Annotated in this window: 19 protein-coding genes; 8 read left to right on the top strand and 11 right to left on the bottom strand. The window is 34.6% G+C overall.

Annotated elements, in window-relative coordinates; translation table 11 throughout:
* Window positions 1-69: 69 nt before the first annotated feature.
* Together QWY86_RS07310 and QWY86_RS07315 are read right to left on the bottom strand one after the other, a co-directional pair.
* Complete coding sequence (locus tag QWY86_RS07310) at window positions 70-1524, bottom strand: RagB/SusD family nutrient uptake outer membrane protein (protein ID WP_290240336.1); 1455 nt, start codon at window positions 1522-1524, stop codon at window positions 70-72.
* Between the two features lie 11 nt (window positions 1525-1535).
* The gene (locus tag QWY86_RS07315; protein WP_290240338.1) at window positions 1536-4649 is read right to left on the bottom strand and encodes a SusC/RagA family TonB-linked outer membrane protein; all 3114 of its coding nucleotides are present in this window, start codon (window positions 4647-4649) and stop codon (window positions 1536-1538) included.
* A gap of 230 nt (window positions 4650-4879) precedes the next feature.
* Between QWY86_RS07315 and QWY86_RS07320 the strand changes: the two genes are divergently transcribed.
* The 3 genes from QWY86_RS07320 to xylA all read left to right on the top strand — a co-directional run bounded on the left by QWY86_RS07320 (window position 4880) and on the right by xylA (window position 8511).
* Complete coding sequence (locus QWY86_RS07320; protein ID WP_290240340.1) at window positions 4880-5311, top strand: response regulator; 432 nt, start codon at window positions 4880-4882, stop codon at window positions 5309-5311.
* Window positions 5312-5696: 385 nt separating this feature from the next.
* Window positions 5697-7202, top strand: a complete 1506-nt coding sequence (locus QWY86_RS07325) for a xylulokinase (RefSeq protein ID WP_290240342.1) — start codon at window positions 5697-5699, stop codon at window positions 7200-7202.
* A complete protein-coding gene (xylA, locus tag QWY86_RS07330; RefSeq protein WP_290240344.1) occupies window positions 7180-8511 on the top strand; it encodes a xylose isomerase in 1332 nt (443 codons plus the stop codon). The genes QWY86_RS07325 and xylA overlap by 23 nt, the downstream gene beginning before the upstream one ends.
* A 145-nt stretch (window positions 8512-8656) precedes the next feature.
* Here xylA and QWY86_RS07335 read toward each other — a convergent pair whose 3' ends face one another.
* Window positions 8657-9556, bottom strand: coding sequence for a 1-aminocyclopropane-1-carboxylate deaminase/D-cysteine desulfhydrase (locus QWY86_RS07335; protein ID WP_290240346.1), 900 nt, complete (start codon window positions 9554-9556; stop codon window positions 8657-8659).
* Window positions 9557-10104: 548 nt separating this feature from the next.
* Between QWY86_RS07335 and QWY86_RS07340 the strand changes: the two genes are divergently transcribed.
* Together QWY86_RS07340 and QWY86_RS07345 are read left to right on the top strand one after the other, a co-directional pair.
* The gene (locus QWY86_RS07340) at window positions 10105-11133 is read left to right on the top strand and encodes an RluA family pseudouridine synthase (protein ID WP_290240348.1); all 1029 of its coding nucleotides are present in this window, start codon (window positions 10105-10107) and stop codon (window positions 11131-11133) included.
* 3 nt (window positions 11134-11136) lie between these two features.
* A complete protein-coding gene (locus QWY86_RS07345) occupies window positions 11137-11979 on the top strand; it encodes an aminotransferase class IV (protein WP_290240350.1) in 843 nt (280 codons plus the stop codon).
* Window positions 11980-12116: 137 nt separating this feature from the next.
* On the opposite strand, the gene fmt is transcribed toward QWY86_RS07345, so the two are convergent.
* Window positions 12117-13025, bottom strand: a complete 909-nt coding sequence (fmt, locus tag QWY86_RS07350; protein WP_290240352.1) for a methionyl-tRNA formyltransferase — start codon at window positions 13023-13025, stop codon at window positions 12117-12119.
* Window positions 13026-13115: 90 nt separating this feature from the next.
* Here fmt and QWY86_RS07355 point away from each other — a divergent pair, with 90 nt between their 5' ends.
* Window positions 13116-14162, top strand: a complete 1047-nt coding sequence (locus QWY86_RS07355) for a DNA topoisomerase IB (protein ID WP_290240354.1) — start codon at window positions 13116-13118, stop codon at window positions 14160-14162.
* Between the two features lie 39 nt (window positions 14163-14201).
* Here QWY86_RS07355 and QWY86_RS07360 read toward each other — a convergent pair whose 3' ends face one another.
* Both QWY86_RS07360 and QWY86_RS07365 read right to left on the bottom strand, forming a co-directional pair.
* On the bottom strand, window positions 14202-14408 hold the full coding sequence (locus QWY86_RS07360; RefSeq protein WP_290240356.1) for a hypothetical protein: 207 nt from the start codon (window positions 14406-14408) through the stop codon (window positions 14202-14204).
* A 207-nt stretch (window positions 14409-14615) separates the two neighbouring features.
* Window positions 14616-15872: an exo-beta-N-acetylmuramidase NamZ family protein gene (locus QWY86_RS07365; RefSeq protein WP_290240358.1), complete on the bottom strand. Its 1257-nt coding sequence runs from the start codon at window positions 15870-15872 to the stop codon at window positions 14616-14618.
* 158 nt (window positions 15873-16030) lie between these two features.
* On the opposite strand from QWY86_RS07365, the gene QWY86_RS07370 reads away from it, so the two are divergent.
* A complete protein-coding gene (locus QWY86_RS07370) occupies window positions 16031-17251 on the top strand; it encodes an ABC transporter permease (protein ID WP_290240360.1) in 1221 nt (406 codons plus the stop codon).
* A gap of 231 nt (window positions 17252-17482) precedes the next feature.
* Here QWY86_RS07370 and QWY86_RS07375 read toward each other — a convergent pair whose 3' ends face one another.
* Window positions 17483-18343 carry a tRNA pseudouridine synthase A gene (locus QWY86_RS07375; protein ID WP_290240362.1) on the bottom strand — a complete coding sequence of 287 codons (861 nt, stop codon included), beginning with the start codon at window positions 18341-18343 and terminating at the stop codon, window positions 17483-17485.
* 12 nt (window positions 18344-18355) lie between these two features.
* On the opposite strand from QWY86_RS07375, the gene QWY86_RS07380 reads away from it, so the two are divergent.
* Window positions 18356-18736 carry a YchJ family protein gene (locus tag QWY86_RS07380; RefSeq protein ID WP_290240363.1) on the top strand — a complete coding sequence of 127 codons (381 nt, stop codon included), beginning with the start codon at window positions 18356-18358 and terminating at the stop codon, window positions 18734-18736.
* A 50-nt stretch (window positions 18737-18786) separates the two neighbouring features.
* Here QWY86_RS07380 and QWY86_RS07385 read toward each other — a convergent pair whose 3' ends face one another.
* The 4 genes from QWY86_RS07385 to QWY86_RS07400 form a co-directional block, all read right to left on the bottom strand.
* Entirely contained in the window at window positions 18787-19191 is a 405-nt protein-coding gene (locus QWY86_RS07385) for a hypothetical protein (RefSeq protein WP_290240365.1), read from the bottom strand.
* Between the two features lie 2 nt (window positions 19192-19193).
* On the bottom strand, window positions 19194-20000 hold the full coding sequence (mazG, locus tag QWY86_RS07390; RefSeq protein WP_290240366.1) for a nucleoside triphosphate pyrophosphohydrolase: 807 nt from the start codon (window positions 19998-20000) through the stop codon (window positions 19194-19196).
* A 53-nt stretch (window positions 20001-20053) separates the two neighbouring features.
* On the bottom strand, window positions 20054-21163 hold the full coding sequence (locus QWY86_RS07395) for an AI-2E family transporter (protein WP_290240369.1): 1110 nt from the start codon (window positions 21161-21163) through the stop codon (window positions 20054-20056).
* Between the two features lie 80 nt (window positions 21164-21243).
* Window positions 21244-22191, bottom strand: a complete 948-nt coding sequence (locus QWY86_RS07400; protein ID WP_290240372.1) for an aldo/keto reductase — start codon at window positions 22189-22191, stop codon at window positions 21244-21246.
* Between the last annotated feature and the right edge of the window lie 299 nt (window positions 22192-22490).

Consider the following 22490-nt stretch of genomic DNA (forward strand, 5'->3'; position numbering starts at 1 on the left):
GATCTTAAAAACAAAGCTCTTTTCAACTTAATGAAAAGAGCTTTGTTATTTTGGTTATCTGATAGCGTACTATTTGTACCCTTCGTTTTGTTCCATATTTGTATTAGCATTCATTTCTGCTAATGGAATAGGCAAAACGGTTTTTAAGGAATTGTTGGCAATTGGAATTGTTATTCCACCAGTACGATACTTTGTGAAACCTAATTTATTACGAGTTAAATCGAATAAACGGTGGCCTTCAAAAGCAAATTCTTTACGATTTTCCAATAAAATTAAATTTTGTAAAGCGATACCAGATGCAACCGTCGTTGGAGCAGATGCATCAGCTCGTTTTGCAACGATATCTAAATCAGCGGCTGCTAAAGCATCTTTTCCAGTTTGTTTTGCTCTTGCTTCAGCTCGAATTAAATATACTTCTGATAGACGAATAACCTTGACGCCTTCTTCAAAAGTAGTTGTATTATTGTATTTTGTAATCACATTAGCAGGATTTTCAGCACTTGTTCTGCTACCTCTTGTCATGAAACCTTTACGTACATCAGCTGCACTGTAAAGATTAAATAAATCATCAGTTGCTAAACCATCGCCATAGCTAGAACCTTGAAATAGAAAAGCAGCTAAACGATCAGTTCCTAAATTACTTGTTGAATTGTAAACGACTTCAAAAATGGCTTCGCTGTTATTTTGTGTTCTAAAATTTGTTGATCCACTTTGATAATTTGCATTTGATAATAGGGTGAATTTATTGCTTACAATAACATCAGTTGCCATTGCTTCGGCATTTACCCAATCTTCCATGTATAAGTAAACCCTTGCAAGCAAAGCTTTTGCAGCAAATTGGCTTATGTGCCCTTTGTTAGCCGCAGTAAAACCTACTGGTGTTGCAGGCATTAGTGTTAGTGCTTTTTTCAAATCAGATACAATTAAATCATATCCTTCCTTTACTGTATTTCTTTTTGGATTTAGAATATCCTCTTTACTTGTACCGCTCTTGCTAATAACCGGGACGCCGATATGCGTTGCATTGGCCGTAGCATTATAAGGTGCAGCATAAAATCTTAGTAAATCAAAATGTGCCAAAGCTCTCATAGTGTAAGCCTCTCCAACCAAATGGCTAACCTCTGCTTGCTCACTTGCAGGCACCGATAATTGTTCGCCTTTTGAAATAATAATATTAGCATTAACAATTGTACGATACATTGCATACCAAGAACCAGAAGCAGTACCATCGTTAGTAATTGTAATGTATTGGTCGTAACTTGTATATCTGCTGGAGTTTCTACGACTGATGTACATATTATCGGCCATTAAATCAGGTAAAACAACTGCACTTCGACCGTAATAAGCTGCGCCTTGCAGAATTGAATAAGTTCCCATTACTGCAGCCCTTGTTGTTGGTAAATCTATAACAACGACATTTACTGCTGCTTGTTGCTCGGGATTAATTTCTAAAAATTCTTTTTTACATGATGTAATAGACAATGCCATCAACGATGCATATAATATTCTATATAAATTTTTCATAATAATTAAGCTTAAAATTTAACATCAAGACCTAAAAGAGCGGTTTTATATGTTGGTATGTTCTTATCGGCAAAGCCATCAATGCCTACTTCCGGATCGAAAGTTATACGTTCGTCTTTGATATAAGTAAATAGGTTATTTGCTCTGAAATAGATTTTTGCACTTGATAATTTTACATGCTTAATCCATTTAGAAGGCAAGTCATATCCAAACGTAACATCGCGTAAGCGGATGTAATTTCCGTTGTAAACAAAGCGAGTTGAACTGTTTTGACCTGATGTTCCAGATTGATTACCCAAGTACATCATTTTTGGTGTTAGGGTTACATCTCCGGGCTGGCGCCATCTGGTGTCATAAGAATATCTGCTTATTCTATTCGTTGGGCCAAATCCTAATGAACCGTCAGAGTTTACGTTATTGCCATGATTATCGTAAATTTTGTTTCCAAGGTTAAAATATAACTGGAAGCTCAATGAAAATCCTTTATATGTTAGTGTGTTTGTTAAGCCACCAAAAAAATCTGGTAAAGTACTTCCTTGATTATATTGCTTAGCTGAACCAAAACTGTTTGTTGTTTGGGTTTCAGTTTCATCGGTAAACCAGAGCGCTTCTCCATTTGTTGGGTTTACGCCAGCATAGCCAGAAAGGTAAAGCTGGTAGTAATCGCCACCAACAAAACGATTATATCCACCCGAAATAATAGGACTGGTTAGTGATGTAATTTCGTTTTTAATGGTAGAAATATTAAAACTTGTTGACCAGCCAAAACCATTATCTTTTGCCTGAAGATTTATACTGTTTAACTCCAATTCGTAACCACTATTCTTCATAGCGCCAACGTTATCTGTAAAAGTTGTTAAACCATTAGTTGAAGAAATAGGCCTGTTTAGTAGTAAATCTGAGGTTGCCCTTGTGTAATATTCAAACGTTCCGGTTAAGCGATTTTTTAAGAAACCGAAATCTAAACCAATATTAAAAGGTTTGTTCTTCTCCCAGGTTAAAAGATTATTTCCGTAGTTTGAAAAAATTAAACCTGGCGCATTATCATAGTTGGTGCTGGTATATAGTGCTCTTGATGCAAAATTTCCAATATCCTGATTACCATTAACACCATAACTTGAGCGTATGCGTAAATCAGAAAAAACTTGTTGGCCTTTCATGAAATCTTCTTTTATAATATGCCATGATGCACCCAGCGACCAAAAGTTACCGTAACGTTTTTCTGAACCAAATCTAGATGAGCCATCTCTTCGGAAAGAAGCACTTAAATAATACTTGGATTTATAATCTGTTGAGGCATTAAAAAAAACTGAGTTTAATGCATTTGAAGTTGCATCAGAACCTCCGTCCATTAAAATTGAGGCATTATCCAAAGTAAATGTATTTGGTAAAAAATTACGCTTTTGCACAAAATTTCCAACCTCAGTTACTTTTTGCGCTTCGTAACCTAAATACGTTTTCAACCCGAAATCGCCAAAGCTTTTATTGTAACGGAGAATTGAAGTATTTGTCCAGTTAACGGTTCTGTCTGTACTTGATGTAGCTCTTCCACCATCTGTACGAGAAGTACCAACACCAGATTTATTATATTCTAAATCCTCTCCATATAAAAAATTAACATTTGATTGATTTTCGATAGATAAATCATTAAATATTTGATATTTAGCTAAAAAATTTCCTAATAAACCATAAGCTTTGCGTGTAGTAAAACTCTCAATAACTTGGGCAACAGGATTATACCTGTTAAAATAACTGAAATCGTAAGTGCCATCATCATTGTAAGCTCTTAACCAAGGTTGGTACTGTGAGTACATGCGTACCGGATTTCCAAAAGTACTACCATCTGCTTGCGTATGATTATCTCTAACATTAAGTTGTAAACCTCCAGAAACTGATAATTTATCAGAAATTTGATTACTAATTCTTAAATTGGCTGTACTTCTGGTAAAATCACTGCCTAAAACAGGGGCTTTGGCAATGTAATGACTCCCAGAAATGTAGAATTTGGTCTTTTCTGTGCCACCACTAATAGATAAATCTGCTTGGGTATGATTTCCTGTTCTGGTAAGTAAATCAAACCAATCGGTGTTTATATTTGGATTAACATTGTTTAAGGTTATTTCCTGAGCAAATAAAGCGGGATCGTTGCCGCGGTTAACCCAACCTTCTTTTAATAACTCAAGCATCTCGTTTGTACTTAATGCTTCAGTTCCTTTAATGTTGATGATATTGTTTACTCCGCCTTGTATTGAAGCAGAAACAACGGTTTTGCCGGCGGCACCACTTTTAGTTGTAATTAATATTACGCCATTCGCAGCTCTTGATCCGTAAATAGACGCAGCTGATGCATCTTTCAGAACCGTTAGATTTTCAATATCGTAACTGTTTAACCCAGAAATTTGTCCGGCATCTAGAGGGATTCCATCTACAACGTATAGTGGTCCGCTGCCTGCATTAACCGAGCCAATTCCTCTGATTCTGATGTTAGGAACTGCACCAGGTTGACCAGAACCATTGCTTGAAACCAAGCCCGCAACGTTACCTTGTAAACTTTCTTGCACACTTGCTCTAGAGCTACCACTAATAACTGCGCCCTTTAATTCTTTTGCAGAACCGGTAAATGATGCTTTTGTTTGCTTTCCATAGGCAACAACCATAACCTCTTGCAATTCCTGATCCGATGGTACTAAAGAAAGGTTTCTTTTAACCGCAGTGTTTCCAATATTTATGCTTTGGCTTAATTTATTGTAACCTACAAAACTGGCTGTAAGGGTATAATTTCCAGATTTTGGAACACTGAAAGAATATGCGCCCTTATCATTTGTTGATACTGTTTGCTTAAAATCATCCCCTGTTAGGGTTACACTTACGCCTGGTAATGTTGCACCTTTTTCATCCTTAATAACACCACTTAAAGTAGTTGCAAACTTTAAATTTTTAGTCGTAATAACAGATTTTTCGTCCAAGTAATTGAAATTGGTGTTTTCTGGAATTATATTTTTTGCCTTTGTACTTAGCTGAATTAGCATTAAAGACGAGAATGCAACTGTTAATTTTAGTGCCGGTAATAATTTTCGAGGATGCCATGTTATATGGATAACATCTTGTTTCGCATTGAGTTTCATGCCTAGTTGTTTGAATAATGAAATAAATAGTTAGTTTTCTGGTTTTTAGAATTATTCCTAAAAGTTGTAAGGCAATATTACTTTTTATTTTTATAAGTTTTTAGAATTCTTTCTAAATAAAATGAACAGAATGACTACAAATATTTATTAAATAGATTTTATATTAGCACAGGTAATAATTAGTAACATTCTGAATTAGTAAATCAAACCCCAAAAAAATTATTGAATATATGAAGCGCACAAGAGCAATAGTTGTTGATGATGATAAACTTGTTTTGTTTATTCATAAGATAATGATTGAAGACTGTCGCCCGGTTTGGGATACTGATTACTTTCCTGACGGTCAATCTGCATTAGATTATATTAATACTCAAGCATCAAATGAAATAGAATTTATTATTTTTCTTGATATTAGTATGCCCGGGTTAAACGGTTGGGAAATGCTTGATGAATTAGAAAAAAATCCCTTTTACAATCATATGTTTATCGTGCTGGTTACTGCATTTAATAGTGCGGAAGATAAAATTAAATCAACAAGATATAAACAAGTTAAGGCACACATCGCTAAGCCATTTAAAACTAACGATTTCAACTTACTGAAGGCAAATCAATCATTGTCTCGGTTTTTTGAAAATAGTATTTCAACAGAAAATAATGGTTAAACTTAATAAACTAAAATTTTTATTTAAATCGCTTGTAAATAATTACTCAAAGCAATACATTTGAAATAGAATTTTGCAAACAGCGGGCTTTATGTCTGCTGCTCCATTAAATGCTAACCGCAGTGTCTTGAATAAAACTTCATTTTTTTAAAAGTCGATTTTATTTAGTTAAAGCCTATGGTTGTGTTTATTGAATATAATGGTGATGATGATTGCTCTTTTCTAAATTTAGAATCCGACTGCGTCCTCACGAAATTTAAGCCCATTTACACAATGGGCTTTTTTATTTTAAGCGCATTTCACGTTTCCGATAACTATTGCTAATTCTGAATTTAAATATTACATTATGCTACCATTAAATAAAGGTCGTCTTTAAATTATTTTTATGTTGCTACTAGGGATAGATGTTGGAACTTCATCAATAAAAGTTGCTGCTGTAGATGCACAATCTCAGAAACGTTTAGCATCAGTTCAATTCCCAGATACTGAAACTGAGATAAAATCTTTAAAAACCGGTTGGGCAGAACAATCTCCGGAAGAATGGTGGAAAAACGTTCAGCAGGCCATTCTTAAACTTAATGCAACAAACTTATTCAATCCGGCAGATATTGGTGCAATTGGTATTTCTTATCAAATGCATGGGTTGGTTGTGGTAAATAAAAATCAGGAAGTATTAAGGGATAGTATTATTTGGTGCGATAGTAGGGCAGTGGATATTGGAAATGAGGCTTTTGATTCCATCGGCCATGAAAAGTCTCTACAGCATCTATTAAATTCTCCGGGTAATTTTACTGCGTCAAAACTAGCGTGGGTGAAACAAAATGAGCCGAAAATTTACGAGCAAATAGATAAAGTTATGCTTCCTGGAGATTTCATCGCCATGAAACTTACGGGTGAAATAACCACCAGTATTTCAGCCTTATCGGAAGGGATTTTTTGGGATTTTAAAAATGATGAATTATCAGCAGATGTATTAAATTATTACGGAATTGACGAAAAATTAATTCCAGAAATTTATCCATTATTTTCAGTTCATGGTTATTTGAAAGCAGATGTTGCGAAACGTTTAGGCTTAAATGCCCAGATACCAATTTCATATAAATCGGGTGACCAACCAAATAATGCATTATCATTAAATGTTTTAAAACCTGGTGAAGTTGCTGCCACAGCCGGTACTTCTGGCGTAATTTATGGCGTTAATGAATCTGCCGTTTACGATCCTCAATCTAGAGTTAACAGTTTTGCTCACGTAAGTTATGCCCCTGAAAATAAACATACAGGTATATTATTGTGCATAAACGGAACCGGAAGTATGTATAGATGGGCGAAACATAATTTTGCACCTTCGCTGTCTTATAATGAGGTAAATATCCTTTCGCAATCATCACCAATAGGGAGCAAAGGTTTAAAAGTTTTACCCTTCGGTAATGGTGCCGAAAGAATGCTTAATAACAAATACACCGGTGCTCAAATAAAATCAATTGACCTTAATTTGCATAATCAAGCAGATATTTTTAGGGCTGTACAAGAAGGAATAGCATGTTCCTTTCGTTACGGTTTAGATATTCTGCGTGAAATTGGCATGAGACCATCAATTATTAGAGCAGGTAAGGCAAATCTGTTTCTTAGTGAAGTATTTGCTCAAATTTTTGTAGATGTAACAGGCGTACCGGTAGAACTTTTTGAGAATGATGGAAGTGTTGGCGCCGCTTTAGGAGCAGGAATAGGGGCGAAGATTTACAAAACATTTCAAGAAGCATTTATCAACCAGGAAAAAATAGCGTTGCTTGAACCAAAAAACTGCAGCGAATATGAAATAGTTTATAACGAGTGGAATAATTTATTATTAAAAGAATTAAATAAATACGATGACAAATGTAGTAACAGGTAAAACCGAATTTTTTAAAGGTATCAATCAAATTCAATTTGAAGGTTTACAAAGCGATAATCCATTGGCTTTTAGATGGTACGACGCTAATAAAATAGTGGCCGGCAAAACCATGAATGAGCATTTTAAATTTGCTTGTGCTTATTGGCATTCTTTTAATGGTAATGGTAGCGATCCTTTTGGCGGACCAACCCATGTTTTCCCTTGGGATGAGAAGAAAGATATTGTAGAGAGAGCAAAGGACAAAATGGACGCCGCCTTTGAATTTATTACTAAAATGCAGATTCCATATTATTGTTTTCACGATGTTGATGTTGTGGATTACGGTGATGATATTGCTAAAAACGAACATCGTTTAGCAACTTTGGTTGATTATGCAAAGCAAAAACAAAACGAAAGCGGTGTTAAATTACTGTGGGGAACGGCGAATTTATTTAGTCATAAACGCTATATGAACGGTGCAGCAACAAATCCAGATTTTCATGTATTGGCTCATGGTGCAGCTCAGGTAAAAGCAGCCTTAGATGCTACAATTGCGCTTGGCGGAGAAAATTATGTTTTTTGGGGCGGACGAGAAGGTTATATGAGTTTGCTAAACACAAATATGAAAAGGGAACAAGAGCATTTAGCGAAATTCTTGCATGTAGCGAAAGATTATGCTCGCCAGCAAGGGTTTAAAGGAACTTTTTTTATTGAACCAAAGCCTTGTGAACCGTCAAAGCATCAATATGATTACGATGCAGCTACTGTAAAAGGCTTTTTGCAACAATACGACTTATTAGAAGATTTTAAATTGAATCTCGAAGTTAACCATGCTACACTTGCAGGGCATACATTTCAGCATGAGTTACAGGTTGCTGTAGATAGTGGTTTGTTAGGTTCTATTGATGCTAACAGGGGTGATTACCAAAATGGTTGGGATACAGATCAGTTTCCAAATGATATAAATGAATTAACCGAAACCATGCTGATAATTTTAGAAGGTGGTGGCTTTAAAGGTGGCGGTGTAAATTTCGATGCCAAAATCCGCAGAAACTCTACAGACCCGCAAGATTTATTTTATGCGCACATTGGTGGTATGGATATATTTGCCAGGGCTTTAATTACTGCTGATGCCATTTTGCAAAAATCAGATTATAAAGAAATTCGTGCCAATAGGTATTCTTCATTTGATAGTGCAAAAGGAGCGGAGTTTGAAAAGGGCAATTTAAACTTGCAAGATTTAAGAAATTACGCAGTCGAAAATGGAGAGCCTAAAGTAATAAGTGGCAAGCAAGAATATTTGGAGAATTTAATTAATAAATATATCTAAGAACTATTATTAAATTTTTAAGATTATAATTTCCCCTTGGAAAGCATTTTATAAAGATACTTTTCTTTAAACCATTAAAAAATACAGACATTTTTTTTGGAATAAATAGAATTAAAATTAGGCTAAACTAATTAGCCTAATTTTTTTAGAACTTATCTTTCATTCCAAAAATGCCCATCAATCCACCGGTATGTATGGCCAAGATTTTATCTGTAGCTTTTAAATAATTGTTTTTTTGTAAATCGATGATGGCATAAAACATCTTTGCCGTGTAAACAGGATCTAAAAGTAAGCCTGTGCTTGCAGTAATTTTTTTTATAAAGCTTATAAGCTCTGGAGTTGTTTTGGCATATCCACCAAAATGATAATCGGTATGCAAAACTAAATTTTCTGTACAAGGAGAGTATCTTGAAATATCATCCTTAATAAAATTTCCACCCTTTAAAACCGGTATTACGTTTAGTTTAGTTTTAAGTTTATGGTTATTTATTCCATTTAATAAACCCGCTGCAGTTGTTCCCGTTCCTGCAGCACAAAAAATGTGCGTGTAGTTATCTGTTAGCTCGTCGATAACTTCGGTACAACCCAAGGTTGCTTCTAAAGATGCACCACCTTCATCAATGAAATAGCTGTTTTTATCCTCCCCAAAATGATTATTAAACAAGAATTGTTTGTTCTTGTAAGATATTCTATCTGTGAAAATTAAATTCATCCCAAACATGCTACAAAGAAATAGCATTTCGTTTTCGACTTGTTCGCCTCTAACAAAGGCTGTGGCTTTTAACCCAGCTTTTGCGGCAGCCGATGCAGTAGCTAAAAGGTGATTAGAATAAGCACCTCCGAAAGTTACTAAATGATTTTTATTTTCATTGGCTGCTCTTTGAAGAATGTATTTAAGTTTACGCCATTTATTTCCGGAAATAAAAGGATCAATCAAATCATCCCGTTTAACAAAAAGATTATTAAACGGGATAATTTCTAACTTTTGTATCGGACTGTATATTTTATCAAACACGTGTAAAATAAAAACACCTGCTAATTGCAAGTGTTTTTTTGTTTTTTAGGCTGATGATTATTTGAAATATATCTTTCTTACTAAGTAAGGGAAGAAATTAAGAACAATCTTCACATTTTGGGTAAAATTTTTCATAGGATTCTGTTTTTACTGATACAATAAGAGCAAATAATAAGCCAAACATTAAAGTTTAGCGAATTGTTTTTAAAAAGTTAATATAAATTTAATCTGCAAAACTGCTTCTGAGTTGAGTGTTTACAAAAGTGAAGCAAGTAATTTTATCAATGATAACAACTTGGTCATCTAGACCTTGCTGCAATAATACTGATTAGAGTGATTTATGGCGGTTTTTTTCATGAATGCGTTAATTAGTGAGAGTTATATAATACAAATATACAAGTGTTTATTGAAAACTAAAATTTTAGAAATACATGATGGTTGTAAAAGAAGTAATACAGTTTGAGTAGTTCTTTGATTAATGGGCATATAATTCCCCTATTTGAAATTTAATGTCTGATGTATTTTAGTTACTAAAATCATTCTAAAAATTTTTACAGTTAAAAACATATTTTTGCACTATGGAAAATATTGCCGAAATACAAGAATCTGAGGAGCAGGAGTTATATGAACATTTAAAAATTATTGTTGATAAGGGGCAATCTTTGTTGCGTATTGATAAATTTTTGATGGTACGTGTAGAGAATGCATCACGTAATCGCATTCAAAATGCTATTGATGCAGGCAATGTTTTAGTAAATAACAAACAAATTAAATCTAGCTATAAGGTAAAACCGCTTGATGAAATTTCTGTGGTTTTGCCTCATCCTCCAAGAGATACTGAAGTTTATCCTGAAGATATTCCACTTGATATTATATATGAAGACAGCGACCTCCTTGTGGTTAATAAAGTGGCAGGAATGGTTGTTCACCCTGGATTTAATAATTATTCAGGTACATTGGTAAATGCTTTGGCTTTCCATTTTGAGCAATTGCCGCAATTACCAGGTAATGATGGCAGACCAGGTTTAGTACACCGAATTGATAAAGATACGAGTGGCTTATTATTGATTAGTAAAAACGAAAAATCAATTACACATCTGGCCCGCCAGTTTTTTGATCATAGTATCACCAGAAAATATATTGCTTTGGTTTGGGGCGATATTGAAAATAATGGCACGGTTACTGGTTACATTGGCAGAAGCGCAAAAGATAGAAGGGTTATGGATATTTATGATGATGAAGTGAAGGGAAAATGGTCGGTAACTCATTATACAGTTTTAAAACGATTGGGCTATGTAACTTTAATCAGTTGCGAATTAGAAACTGGGCGAACACATCAAATAAGGGCACATATGCAACATATTGGTCGCCCTTTATTTAATGATGCGATGTATGGAGGCGATAAAATTTTGAAGGGTACAACGTTTAATAAATACAAGCAATTTGTAGATAATTGTTTCGAATTATTACCTCGACAAGCATTACATGCCCAAAGTTTAGGTTTCATTCATCCAACAACAAAAGAATATATGTTCTTTGAATCGCCATTGCCTGCCGATTTTAAAGCTGCATTAAACAAATGGGAAAATTATACTGCGACATCCTAAAATATGGCTCAACATTACATACTCTTTAATGATGAATTTCATGCTGCCGATGCACCTGTTTTAACAGCATCTAACCGAAGTTTTAAATTCGGCGATGGCTTATTTGAAAGCATGCGCATGATAAACAACAAACTTCAGTTTGCAGAATTACATGCAGATAGGTTATTTGCGGGCATGAAAGCACTCAAAATTGAAGGGCATGCATTGATGGACGAGTATTTTATTAAGCAGAAAACGGCCGAACTGTGCAAACGTAATAAGTGGAACGGAAATGTAAGGTTCAGACTTTCAGTTTACAGGGATGGTGCAGGAGTTTATACGCCTGAATTAAATAAAGCGGGCTATATTTTGGAAGGTATTCCCTTAAAAAGTAATCGTTACGAACTAAATACAAAAGGTTTAATTATTGATGTGTTTGATGAAATGACTAAGCCAATTAATCGCTTATCAAATTACAAAACAGCAAATGCCTTGTTGTATGTGATGGCTGGGATTTTTAAAAGCCAAAACAGGTTAGATGAAGCGATGATTCTCAATCAAAATGGCTTTTTGTGTGAAAGTATAAGTGCAAATGTTTTTGTTGTGTACGATAACCAGATTTACACACCAGCGTTAACTGAGGGTTGTGTGAGCGGCATAATGCGCACTGCCATTATGCAAATTGCAAGGATGAATGATATAACCTTTGTAGAAGCACAAATTAACCCCGAAATATTAAACGAAGCCGAAGAAGTTTTCATTACTAATGCCACTCAAGGCATACAATGGGTAATGGGTTATGGTCGCAAACGCTATTTTAACGAGGTCTCAAAGTTCCTAATTGAGAAACTCAATAGTAGTAATTAAACATTTAAGAAAATATAAGCTGAGTTTTATTCAAATGCCCGAAGATGTCTTAAGTGGTAAAAAACAATAATTTTTCAATTATTCTTTTCTACCGCTTTACTTAAATGAACTAAGGTGTCTTAGGTGGTGAAAACAATTTACAACCTCATCCCCCTTAAGAAATCTTCAATCAGCATTCGTTTCTTACCTTCATATTGAATATCTAACAGCTTAATAAAACCATCTTTTGTAGCAAATTTTAAATAGGTTTTACCATCTGTTAAAAATCCACCGGCAACAATTGCTGGTTCCTTTTCTTCAATTTCAGCCTTAAAAACTTTTAAGGTTTTATCATTTAATAATGTAAAAGCGGTAGGATATGGGCTTAATCCGCGAATTAAATTATAAACTTCTTTTGAGGTTTTATTCCAATCAATTTTGCAATCTTCTTTAAAAATCTTTGGTGCATGTTTTAAAACATCGCTCTGTGGTTGTGGTTGCTCTTTGAAATTCCCCTCAGCAATTGCGGTAACCGTTTTTACCAATAAATCTGCACCAACAATCATCAACTTATCATGTAAATCGCCAGCTGTTTCATCATTTGTAATTTCAACACTAGCGCTTTGAATAATATCACCAGTATCAATTTCGTGAGTTAAGAAAAATGTAGTAACGCCACTTTCTTTTTCACCATTAATTATAGCATGATTAATTGGCGCAGCACCACGATATTGCGGCAATAAAGAACCATGTAAATTTATAGTTCCTTTTGCAGGCATTGCCCAAACAACTTCGGGTAACATTCTAAATGCAACAACAACTTGTAATTCGGCATTGTATGATTTTAGCTTAGCCAAAAACTCAGAATTTTTTAATTTTTCGGGCTGAAGAACCGGAATGCCTTTTTCTAAAGCATATTTTTTAACAGCACTTTCACTCAGTTTTTGTCCGCGGCCGGCAGGTTTATCGGCTGCGGTAACAACGGCAACAACATCAAAATTTGCTTCTACCAAAGCATTTAAAGAAGCAACTGCAAAATCGGGCGTACCCATAAAAACTATTTTCATCTGAAATATGTTGTGTTGATAAATTAACGTGAAATGCTCCCGTTAGGTTTTACAAAATAACTAAAAAATAAACCATAGTTTATAGTTAAAATGATACAAGGTAAAGATGTAGTAAAGGCTAGCGGACTTATTTATGTTACCGATTCTATGCCTGGTATTTACAGAAAAGGTAAGCCGGGTAAATTCCACTACGTGGATAAAAATGGTGAGAAAGTTAAGGATGAAAAGCACCTGGACAGAATTAAGGCTTTGGTAATTCCGCCTGCATGGCAAAATGTATGGATTTGTAACAAACCTAACGGATATTTACAAGTAACAGGAACAGATGCTGCAGGGCGAAAACAATATAAATATCATACAAAATGGACTTCCCGCCGTTCTGATGATAAATATTTTAGATTATACGAATTTGGAAAAGCCTTACCAGAAGCAAGGAAAAAGCTTGCTAAAGATTTAAAGAGAAAAGAATTAGACGAGCGGAAAGTGCTGGCAATTTCTGTTGATGTTTTGCAAAAAACCTTAATCCGTATAGGTAACGAAAACTATAAACAGCTTTATGGTTCTTTCGGTTTAACTACGCTGCGAGATAAACATGTTAAAATTAATGGAAGTAAAATTAGCATGGATTTTATTGGTAAAAAGGGTGTTAAACAAAATGTTGAACTCAACGACCGCTCCTTAGCCAAGCTGGTTAAAAAATGTAGAGATATTCCCGGACAAGATCTTTTTCAATTTTACTCCAATGGAAAAGAACATAAAAGCATTGATTCGGGCAAAATAAATAATTATATAAGGGAAATTACCGGAAGCGATTTCACCGCAAAAGATTTTAGAACATGGGGTGGAACTTTAGAAGCATTAAGGCAATTTTCTCAATGTAAAAATGATAAAGACATCAAGCTAAATACCAAGAAAACTATTGTAAATGTGTTGGATTGTGTGGCCAAAAAACTAGGAAATACTCGTGCGGTTTGCAAGAGTTCTTATGTTTACCCATTGTTACTTACTGCTTTTGAAGAAAATAAGCTGGAAAAGTTTTTAAAGAAAATGAATAACAAAAGCGCTATTGGAAAATTGAGTTTAGAGCATGATGAAAAGGTTTTATTGTCTTTCCTAAAATCTACAAATAGTAATTAAATATAAAAAGCTTTCACGAATTGCTGTGAAAGCTTTTTATCATTCCTTAGGCGCTTTTTTTATCGGATGCACTGGTTGTTCTTCATTTTCCCGCTGCTTAGCCGGATTTTGTGTTTTAGCAGGTTTTTGAGGACTGCTATCATTCGGTTTTCGAACTGTTTTATTATCTATCGGTTCTCTGCCTTTTGGTACTTCTTCCTCATAATTGCTTCCTGGTTTATCACTTTTTTCTTTCCTGCCGCTCATAGTTTTAATGATTGAATGAATAAATTTTGAATGATTGAATTGCAAAACGCAGTATCAAACATTTAATGATTGATGAATAAATTTTGAATGATTGAATTGCAAAAACTATCATCATTAGAATAACAATCTTTTTAAAGCTATTGTTTGGTTATTCATTCAGTCACTCATTCAAAATTCAATCATTAATAAAAGCAATTCATTCAATAACTAATTGTAAAGCAGGTATTTTTTACGCATGGTTTTATAAGCACTTAAACCAGGTTCCCACGATGCTCTGATTTCTGCTTCGGATTTACCATCGATAACTTGTTGTCTGAAATCTCCAACGCCAATTAATTTTTCAACAGGCATAGTTTGATTGCTCAATTTTGAATTAAAAAAGTCGTCTTTTTTAGGCGAAGCTTTGTATAAATCGATTACCCAACCAAGATTGATTTGTTTCTTTTTTCTTAAAATTGATGTATCATACTGTCTTAAGTCAATACCAAAACATTCTTCATCCTTAAAAATTGGTGTTTCTGCCATGCCTTTTATCCCGGTAGGCGTGTAAGAAAATTTGTAAATGCCTTTTAAGTAGGGTGCACCAATAATTGTAAATGGAAATTGCGTACCACGACCATGATTCAAATAAATTCCTTCGAATAAACAGGTAGATGGATAAAGCAAAATCGATTGCTGCGTATTCAAATTTGGCGATGGTTTAACTGGCAAGGTATATTCCATATCGTGGTTATAATTTGCATTTTTAATCACAGTGATTTTACATTTCACCTTGTTTTTTAACCAACCTTCGCCGTTTAACATTTGTGCATATTCGCCAATTGTTAACCCATGCGCAATCGGAATTGGCTGAATACCAATCCCAGATTTAAATTTTGGGTCTAAAATTGGTCCGTCAATTAAATAACCATTTGGGTTTGGTCTATCCAGAATTAATAATGGTTTATTGTTTTCTGCACAGGCTTCCATTACGTGTTGTAATGTATTAATGTAGGTGTAAAAACGAACGCCAACATCCTGAATATCGAAAACCATTATATCAATATCAGCTAAATCTTCTTTGGTTGGTGTGCTGTGTTTTCCGTAAAGTGAAACGGCTTTTATGCCAGTTTTTTCATCAACATCATCGCTTACTTTTACGCCAGCACTAGCATTACCTCTAAAACCATGCTCAGGGCCAAATATTTTTTTAATTTTTATACCCCTTTTCAACAAGCTATCTACCGAAGTCTGATTACCGATAATAGAGGTGGGATTAACCACCATTCCAACTCGTTTCCCCTTTAGCATGGGTAAATATTTTTCGGTTTGCTCAGCACCGGTTTTTATTGTGTTCGCAGGCAAATCATTACTAACTTCAATATTTTCTTTTTCCTGGCTTTCTTCTGCGGTCGATTTTGGCGCTTGTCCGCAAGCTGAAAGTGCCATTACACTTAATAAAGCAAAGCTGATGTAATTTTTCATTTTTATAGGTTTTTGCTATTCTTAATTCAAAACAAAACAATTTAGCAATTTTTTAATTATTGTTATTGAATATGGATTTTTGATTTGGTTATTTATCTTCAAAAATGCCATTTTTAAATAGTAATTAAGCATTTTTGTAGCATATAAAATTATTAAAGTTGAATTTCGAATATTTCATAGCCGGTCGCATTGCTCTTAAATCAGAACGTACTTTTTCTAAGCTAATTGTACGGATTGCTATTGCGGGTGTAATGCTAAGTTTGGCTGTAATGATACTTTCTATTGCCATAATAAAGGGCTTTAAAACCGAAATTCAAGATAAGGTTAGAGGTTTTTTGGGCGATGTACAAATTACCCGCTACGATTTAAACAATTCTTTTGAGCATTCGCCATTTATTCTCGATTCAGAAACGGAGAAAAATCTCAGACGCAACAAAAACATCGAATATTTTTATCCGTTTGCAACTAAACCAGCAATTTTATCGGCCAACGAAGAAATTGAAGGTATAAATTTTAAAGGCGTAGATAAAAATTACAACTGGACGTACATCAAGCAACACATCATCAGCGGTAGAGTTATTGATTTTACTGATTCTACAGCGGCGATGCAAGAACTTTTGGTTTCTAATTATACCGCCAAACGTTTAAAACTTAAAACAGGTGATGATTTTATCATGTATTTTGTACAAAACCAGCTTCGGCCTAGAAAGTTTAAAATCGTCGGTGTGTACGATATTGGCGTAGAAGATATTGATAAAGGTTTTGTGCTTGGTAATTTGAACATTGTAAAACGACTGAATAATTGGAAGCCGAACGAAATCGGAGGCGTAGAAATCAGAACCAAAGATTTTAATAACCTAAAGTTGGTTGCCAACGATATTTTTGAGCAGCTTCCACAAAATTTGCGCTCTTTTTCTATTAAGGAAAACTTCCCGAATATTTTCACCTGGCTTGGTTTGCTCGATGTAAATACAAATGTTTTACTCATATTAATGTTAATTGTTGGCGTAATTAATATGATAACAGCGTTACTAATTATGATTTTGGAAAGAACCAATATGATTGGAATGTTAAAATCATTTGGCGCAAGCAATTGGAGTATCATGAAAATATTCCTATACAATGCAGCTTATTTAATAGGAATTGGACTGTTGTTAGGTAATATTTTAGGCTTAGGTCTAGGCTTTTTACAACAAACAACGCACATTTTTAAGTTAGACCAAGCCAATTATTTTCTCGCTTACGCACCAATAGAGTTCCATTTTATCGATGTACTTGCGCTAAATGTAATTACAGTGGTGGTTTGTTTAACCGTACTCATTATCCCATCTTTACTCATCAGCAAAGTTTCCCCGCTTAAAGCCATTAGGTTTAAATAATTTATTTGAAAGGCAAGGTTCGGTGCTTTTAGGTTATAATTGCCCTGCTTTCCGCTATATCTTTTTGGTAACGTTACCGCTTTTAATAGCTGTCATCCTGAGCTTGTCGAAGGACGTTGTCTAAGGCGCTTCGACAAGCTCAGCGTAACAGTGATACCAAAAAGGATATCGCTGCAATCAGGCTTAGAAAGCAAAAACACTGCAATTAAAGAACGTTTTTAAAACCCAGCGCTACACAGAAATCCACTTTGTGCCTTCCAAAGCTGATAAAAATTGTGTTCGGGCTGGTAAGTTTAAATACGGATAGGTAACTTTTGATAGATAAAGTCCGGTTGGGTGTGCAGGCTCTAAAAGTTTTGGCATTTCTAAGGTTGCTAAATGATGCTCAAACTCAGAAACCGTTAATTCGCCTTTACCAATTTTTAGAATTTTACCCATTAAAATCCGTATCATTTTACCTAAAAACCGATTGCTGGCAATATGAAAACGAATTCTATCACCTCTTTCATTTACGAAAATATCTGCATCCATAACATTGCAAATGGTGTGTTCATATTTGTCTGGATGTGTGCAGAAAGGTCGATAATCTTTATATTTTGGTAATAGCTTTGCAGCAGCCTTCATTTGCACAATATCAAGTTTGGGCAACAAATAAAAAGAACTTTGCTGACTTAAAAATGGGTCTTTATAGGTATGTAAAAAGTAATCGTACTTTCTTTGAACGGCATCAAAGCGGGCATGAGGCAAGCCTTCCATTTTTATAATATCGAAGATGGCAATGTTGTAAGGCAATATTTTATTCATCCTAAACATTAAATCAAAATCAAATTCGATGGCAAAATCAGCATGGAAAAAGAATTGACTGGCGTGTACGTGTGCATCAGTTCTGCCGCAACCAATTATCGGAACTGGAAACTTAAAGATTTGCTGTAATGCATTTTCTAAAACCTCTTGAACGCTTTTAGCTTTTGGTTGCTTTTGCCAGCCGCTGTAATATTGACCGTGATATGCAATATGAAAGAAATACCTCATTTTCGACTGCAATTTTACGCAAATTTTAGCGCAGGAAATATTAATTTCTAATTTTGCCATTAAATTTTACCGATGAATATTTCAATTTGCCCTTGCGGAAGTGGTTTAGCTTACGAGAATTGCTGCAAACCTTACCATTCAAAAATGCAAAATGCACCAACTGCCGAGGCTTTAATGCGTTCGAGATATTCTGCATTTGTTTTGGCTAAAGGGGAATACCTTTATGAAACTACGTACTTTAGTAAACGCAAGGGAAATTCTGCAGATGCATACACAAAAAGTGCTAAAAACACAAACTGGATAAAATTAGAAATCGTTTCTGCCGAATTTGATAAGGTTGAGTTTAAAGCTTACTATTTAAATAAGAAGTTTCAAACAGAAGTTTTGCACGAGAAATCTAATTTTAAGTTCGAAGATGGTAAATGGTACTATGTAGATGGAATGTTTTATTAGCGATTGCTTTGTGCCTCGCATTGACGAAATTTGCTATGCATCTCAAATTTCTAAACATCAATCTCCAAAGTAATTTCAATTTTACCTGATTCTGTTTTATAAACATCTAAAGAAACTAAATCTATTTTAGTAATATCAACATTTTGCACCTTTGAAAATTCTAAAAACTTTTCTCTTATAGCGATTAATAACTGTGTTCTGGTAAAACCTGTTGCAGATTCCAGTGAAAATGATTCTGGATTTTGTAAAGGATAATCAAGAGCAATGGTCACTTCTTTTTCATCGATTACAACTTCCTCAGCATCAATTAAATTCAGAATTTCTTCGTTAGCACGAGCAATATTTATCCAGGGGATAATGCCATCATCACCAATGGTTTTTGTTGCCCCTACATTAAAAGTAATAATGTTAATTAGGTTTTTCGGTTGTTGATTTGCGTAATCTTCTGCACTCATTGCTACAATTTCTTTGCTTCATTCCAATAAATATCCATTTCGGCAAGCGTCATGTCCGCTAAAGCTTTACCATTTTCTTTGGCTTTGCTTTCTAAATATTGGAACCGTTTAATAAATTTTCTATTGGTTTTTTCCAAGGCGTTTTCAGGATTGATGTTAATAAAACGAGCGTAGTTTATCAGAGAGAAAAGCACATCACCAAATTCAGATTCTGCCTTTTCTATATCAATAGCAACATTATCAGCAACATTAAATTCGCCTTTAAATTCTTGCAATTCTTCTTCAACCTTTTCCCAAACCTGGTTTTTATCTTCCCAATCAAAACCAACACCGCGGGCTTTTTCCTGAATACGTGATGCTTTAACCAACGCCGGAAGTGAAGCCGGAACACCAGCAAGAACGGATTTATTGCCTTCCTTTAACTTAATTTGTTCCCAGTTTCGCTTAACATCTTCCTCGTTTTGTACTTCTACATCACCATAAATATGCGGGTGGCGGTTTACCAATTTATCGCAAACGCCATTCAATACATCAACAATGTTGAAATCATTTGTTTCTGATGCAATTCGAGAATAAAACACCAGATGCATCATCACATCACCTAATTCCTTTTTGATTTCATCTAAATCACCATCCAAAATGGCATCGCTAAGTTCGTAAGTTTCTTCGATAGTTAAATGGCGCAAGGTTTCCATGGTCTGCTTTTTATCCCACGGACATTGCGTTCTAAGCGTATCTAAAACGGTAAGTAAACGGTTAAATGCTTCACCAGGATTGTGTGCAGTGGCAGGAATAGGATTATTCGGCATGGTTTCAAATTTATTGAGCGCTAAATTACCAATACCAAACCACTAAGAAAAATCTAATCTTTTTCTTCTAGTTTTATCTTCTTGGTAAGTCGGTAAACACGTTTTTTCTTATCAGGTTTGTGTTCTTCGCCCATTAAAATTCCCCAAGGCTTTAAAGTATCTACTCTATCGAAAATAATTTTTAGCATCGCCAAATATGGGATACACAGAAACATACCAGAAATACCCCAAATCATTTCTCCAACAATAATGCCCAGAAATGCAAATAAAGCATTTATTTTAACTTTTGAGCCAACAACTAAAGGCATCAATATATTACCATCAATTGCATGCACACCTATAAATACAACTAGCACAAGTAAAACCTTGCCAGCCCCGGCTGTAGCAAAAGTAATTAAGCAGCTTACTAAAAGTGCAAAGAAAATCCCCAAGTAAGGCACAACGTTAAAGATGCCGGCAACCAAGCCTAATAAAACCGCATATTTTACCCCAAGAATGCTTAGTATGGCTATCATCAAAATCGTTACTATTAGCATCTGTAAAAACAAGCCAATAATATATTTTTTGATTATGTATTGAATCTGATTTACAATTTCTGTTACTTTTTCTTTATGCTCTTCTTTAAAAACAGAGGTTAAAAATGTAAATAATATCCTACGATAGTTTAAAATGAAAAACGTAAATAGTAATGTAAAACCCAAGAATAATAATGTAGAGGAAAGCGTCGCCAAAGTTGTTGCCACAATCGTTGCACTGGTAGCTAAAGCCTTTTCTGTACTGTCATTTAAATAAGCTAGCTGCTTTTCAGTATTTACATTAAAAGTTGTCGAAATCCAATGTTGTAATTCGTGATAAGAAACGTTTGCTTTTTCTTTTAACAATGGCCAATCTTCCCATAAATCACTTAACTGGTTGCCAAAAAAGTAGGCAATTCCACCAATTGTCAAAATCATTAAAATTACCGAAACAATAGTTGATAAACTTCTCTTAAATTTAAATCTGCGCTCTAAAAAGTTGGCTACAGGCAATAATAAAATCCCCATTAAGAACGAAAATAGAAGCGGTGCTAAAAGGGATTGCCCTAAAATTGCGATGTAAGTTAAACTGATTAAGCAGAATAGTACAAGTGCTAATTTTGGCAGAAAAGAGAGTTTGTCTTTCATGGTAGAGTAAAATCCAATTTAATACAAAAATGCCCGAAAAATGTTTCATTAATCGGGCATTTAAATATAATATTATTCTGCTAATATATACTTGCCTTATCCAAAAGGGAAATATCTTCTGGTGTTAGCTTTAAGTTTGCAGCTTCTGTAAAAGATTTCAGCTGACTTAAATCGGTTACACTTGCAATTGGAGCAGTAACTGATGGATGATTAATTAACCAAGCCAATGCTACAGATGCTTGTTCAATGTTATGTTTGTCTGCAACTGCATCGAGTGCATCTAAAATTTTGAAACCACGTTCATTTAAGAATTTCTTAACGCCTCCACCACGTTTACTTTTATCTAAATCAGCTTCGCTGCGATATTTTCCGGTTAAAAACCCACTAGCCAGCGAATAATAAGTAACAACACCTAAGCCTGCATCCAAACAAATTTTTTCGTGTTCTTTTTCAAATTCTTCTCTATCGAATAAATTATAACCTGGCTGATAAACTTCATATCGTGGTAAATTATTTTCTGCCGAGTGTATTAAAGATTCCTTTAATCGTTCTGCAGAAAAGTTTGATGCCCCTATCCAACGGATTTTTCCAGCTTTAATTAAAGTTTCGTAAGCAGCTAAAGTTTCATCAACTGGCGTTTGCTCATCATCAAAATGAGAAAAATATAAATCGATGTAATCGGTTTGCAAACGAGAAAGTGAATGCTCAACCTGATTAATAATATAATCTTTCTTCAGCGATTTGCCTTCGCCCATATCCGAGCCAACTTTGGTTGCGATAATTACATCATGCCTTTTATTTTGCTTTTTTAACCAATTGCCAATAATGGTTTCCGATTCTCCACCTTTATTTCCTGGTACCCAACGCGAATAAACATCTGCCGTATCAATAAAATTGAAACCACTATCAATAAACTGGTCTAAAATTTCAAATGATTTTTGCTCATCTATTGTCCAGCCAAAAACGTTTCCTCCAAATATAATGGGCGCTATATTTAAATCTGTTTTTCCTAAAATTCTTTTCTCCATGATGTGAAATGTTATCCTAGTTTAACAAAATAAAAAAGCAGTAGTTTTGGGTAGCGGTCTAAATAATGTCAGAAATAATTTAAGTTCCTTTGAAAAGCAATCCACCAAGTTTTTTTAAAGTCCGCCCCGTGTTTCGCTGTATCTTTTAACTGCATTTCGCTGCACTCAATTTTTTTAAAAGGATGCCGCTGCACCCCTACCGTGTACCCACATCCTTTTGGATTTCGAATCCTAGATAGATGTTATAGAATTTCTTGAGACCAATTATTAGGGTTGTTGCACCAGGCTTTCGCTGTGAT

This window comes from Pedobacter aquatilis (assembly GCF_030409415.1).
Classification (GTDB): Bacteria; Bacteroidota; Bacteroidia; order Sphingobacteriales; family Sphingobacteriaceae; genus Pedobacter; species Pedobacter aquatilis.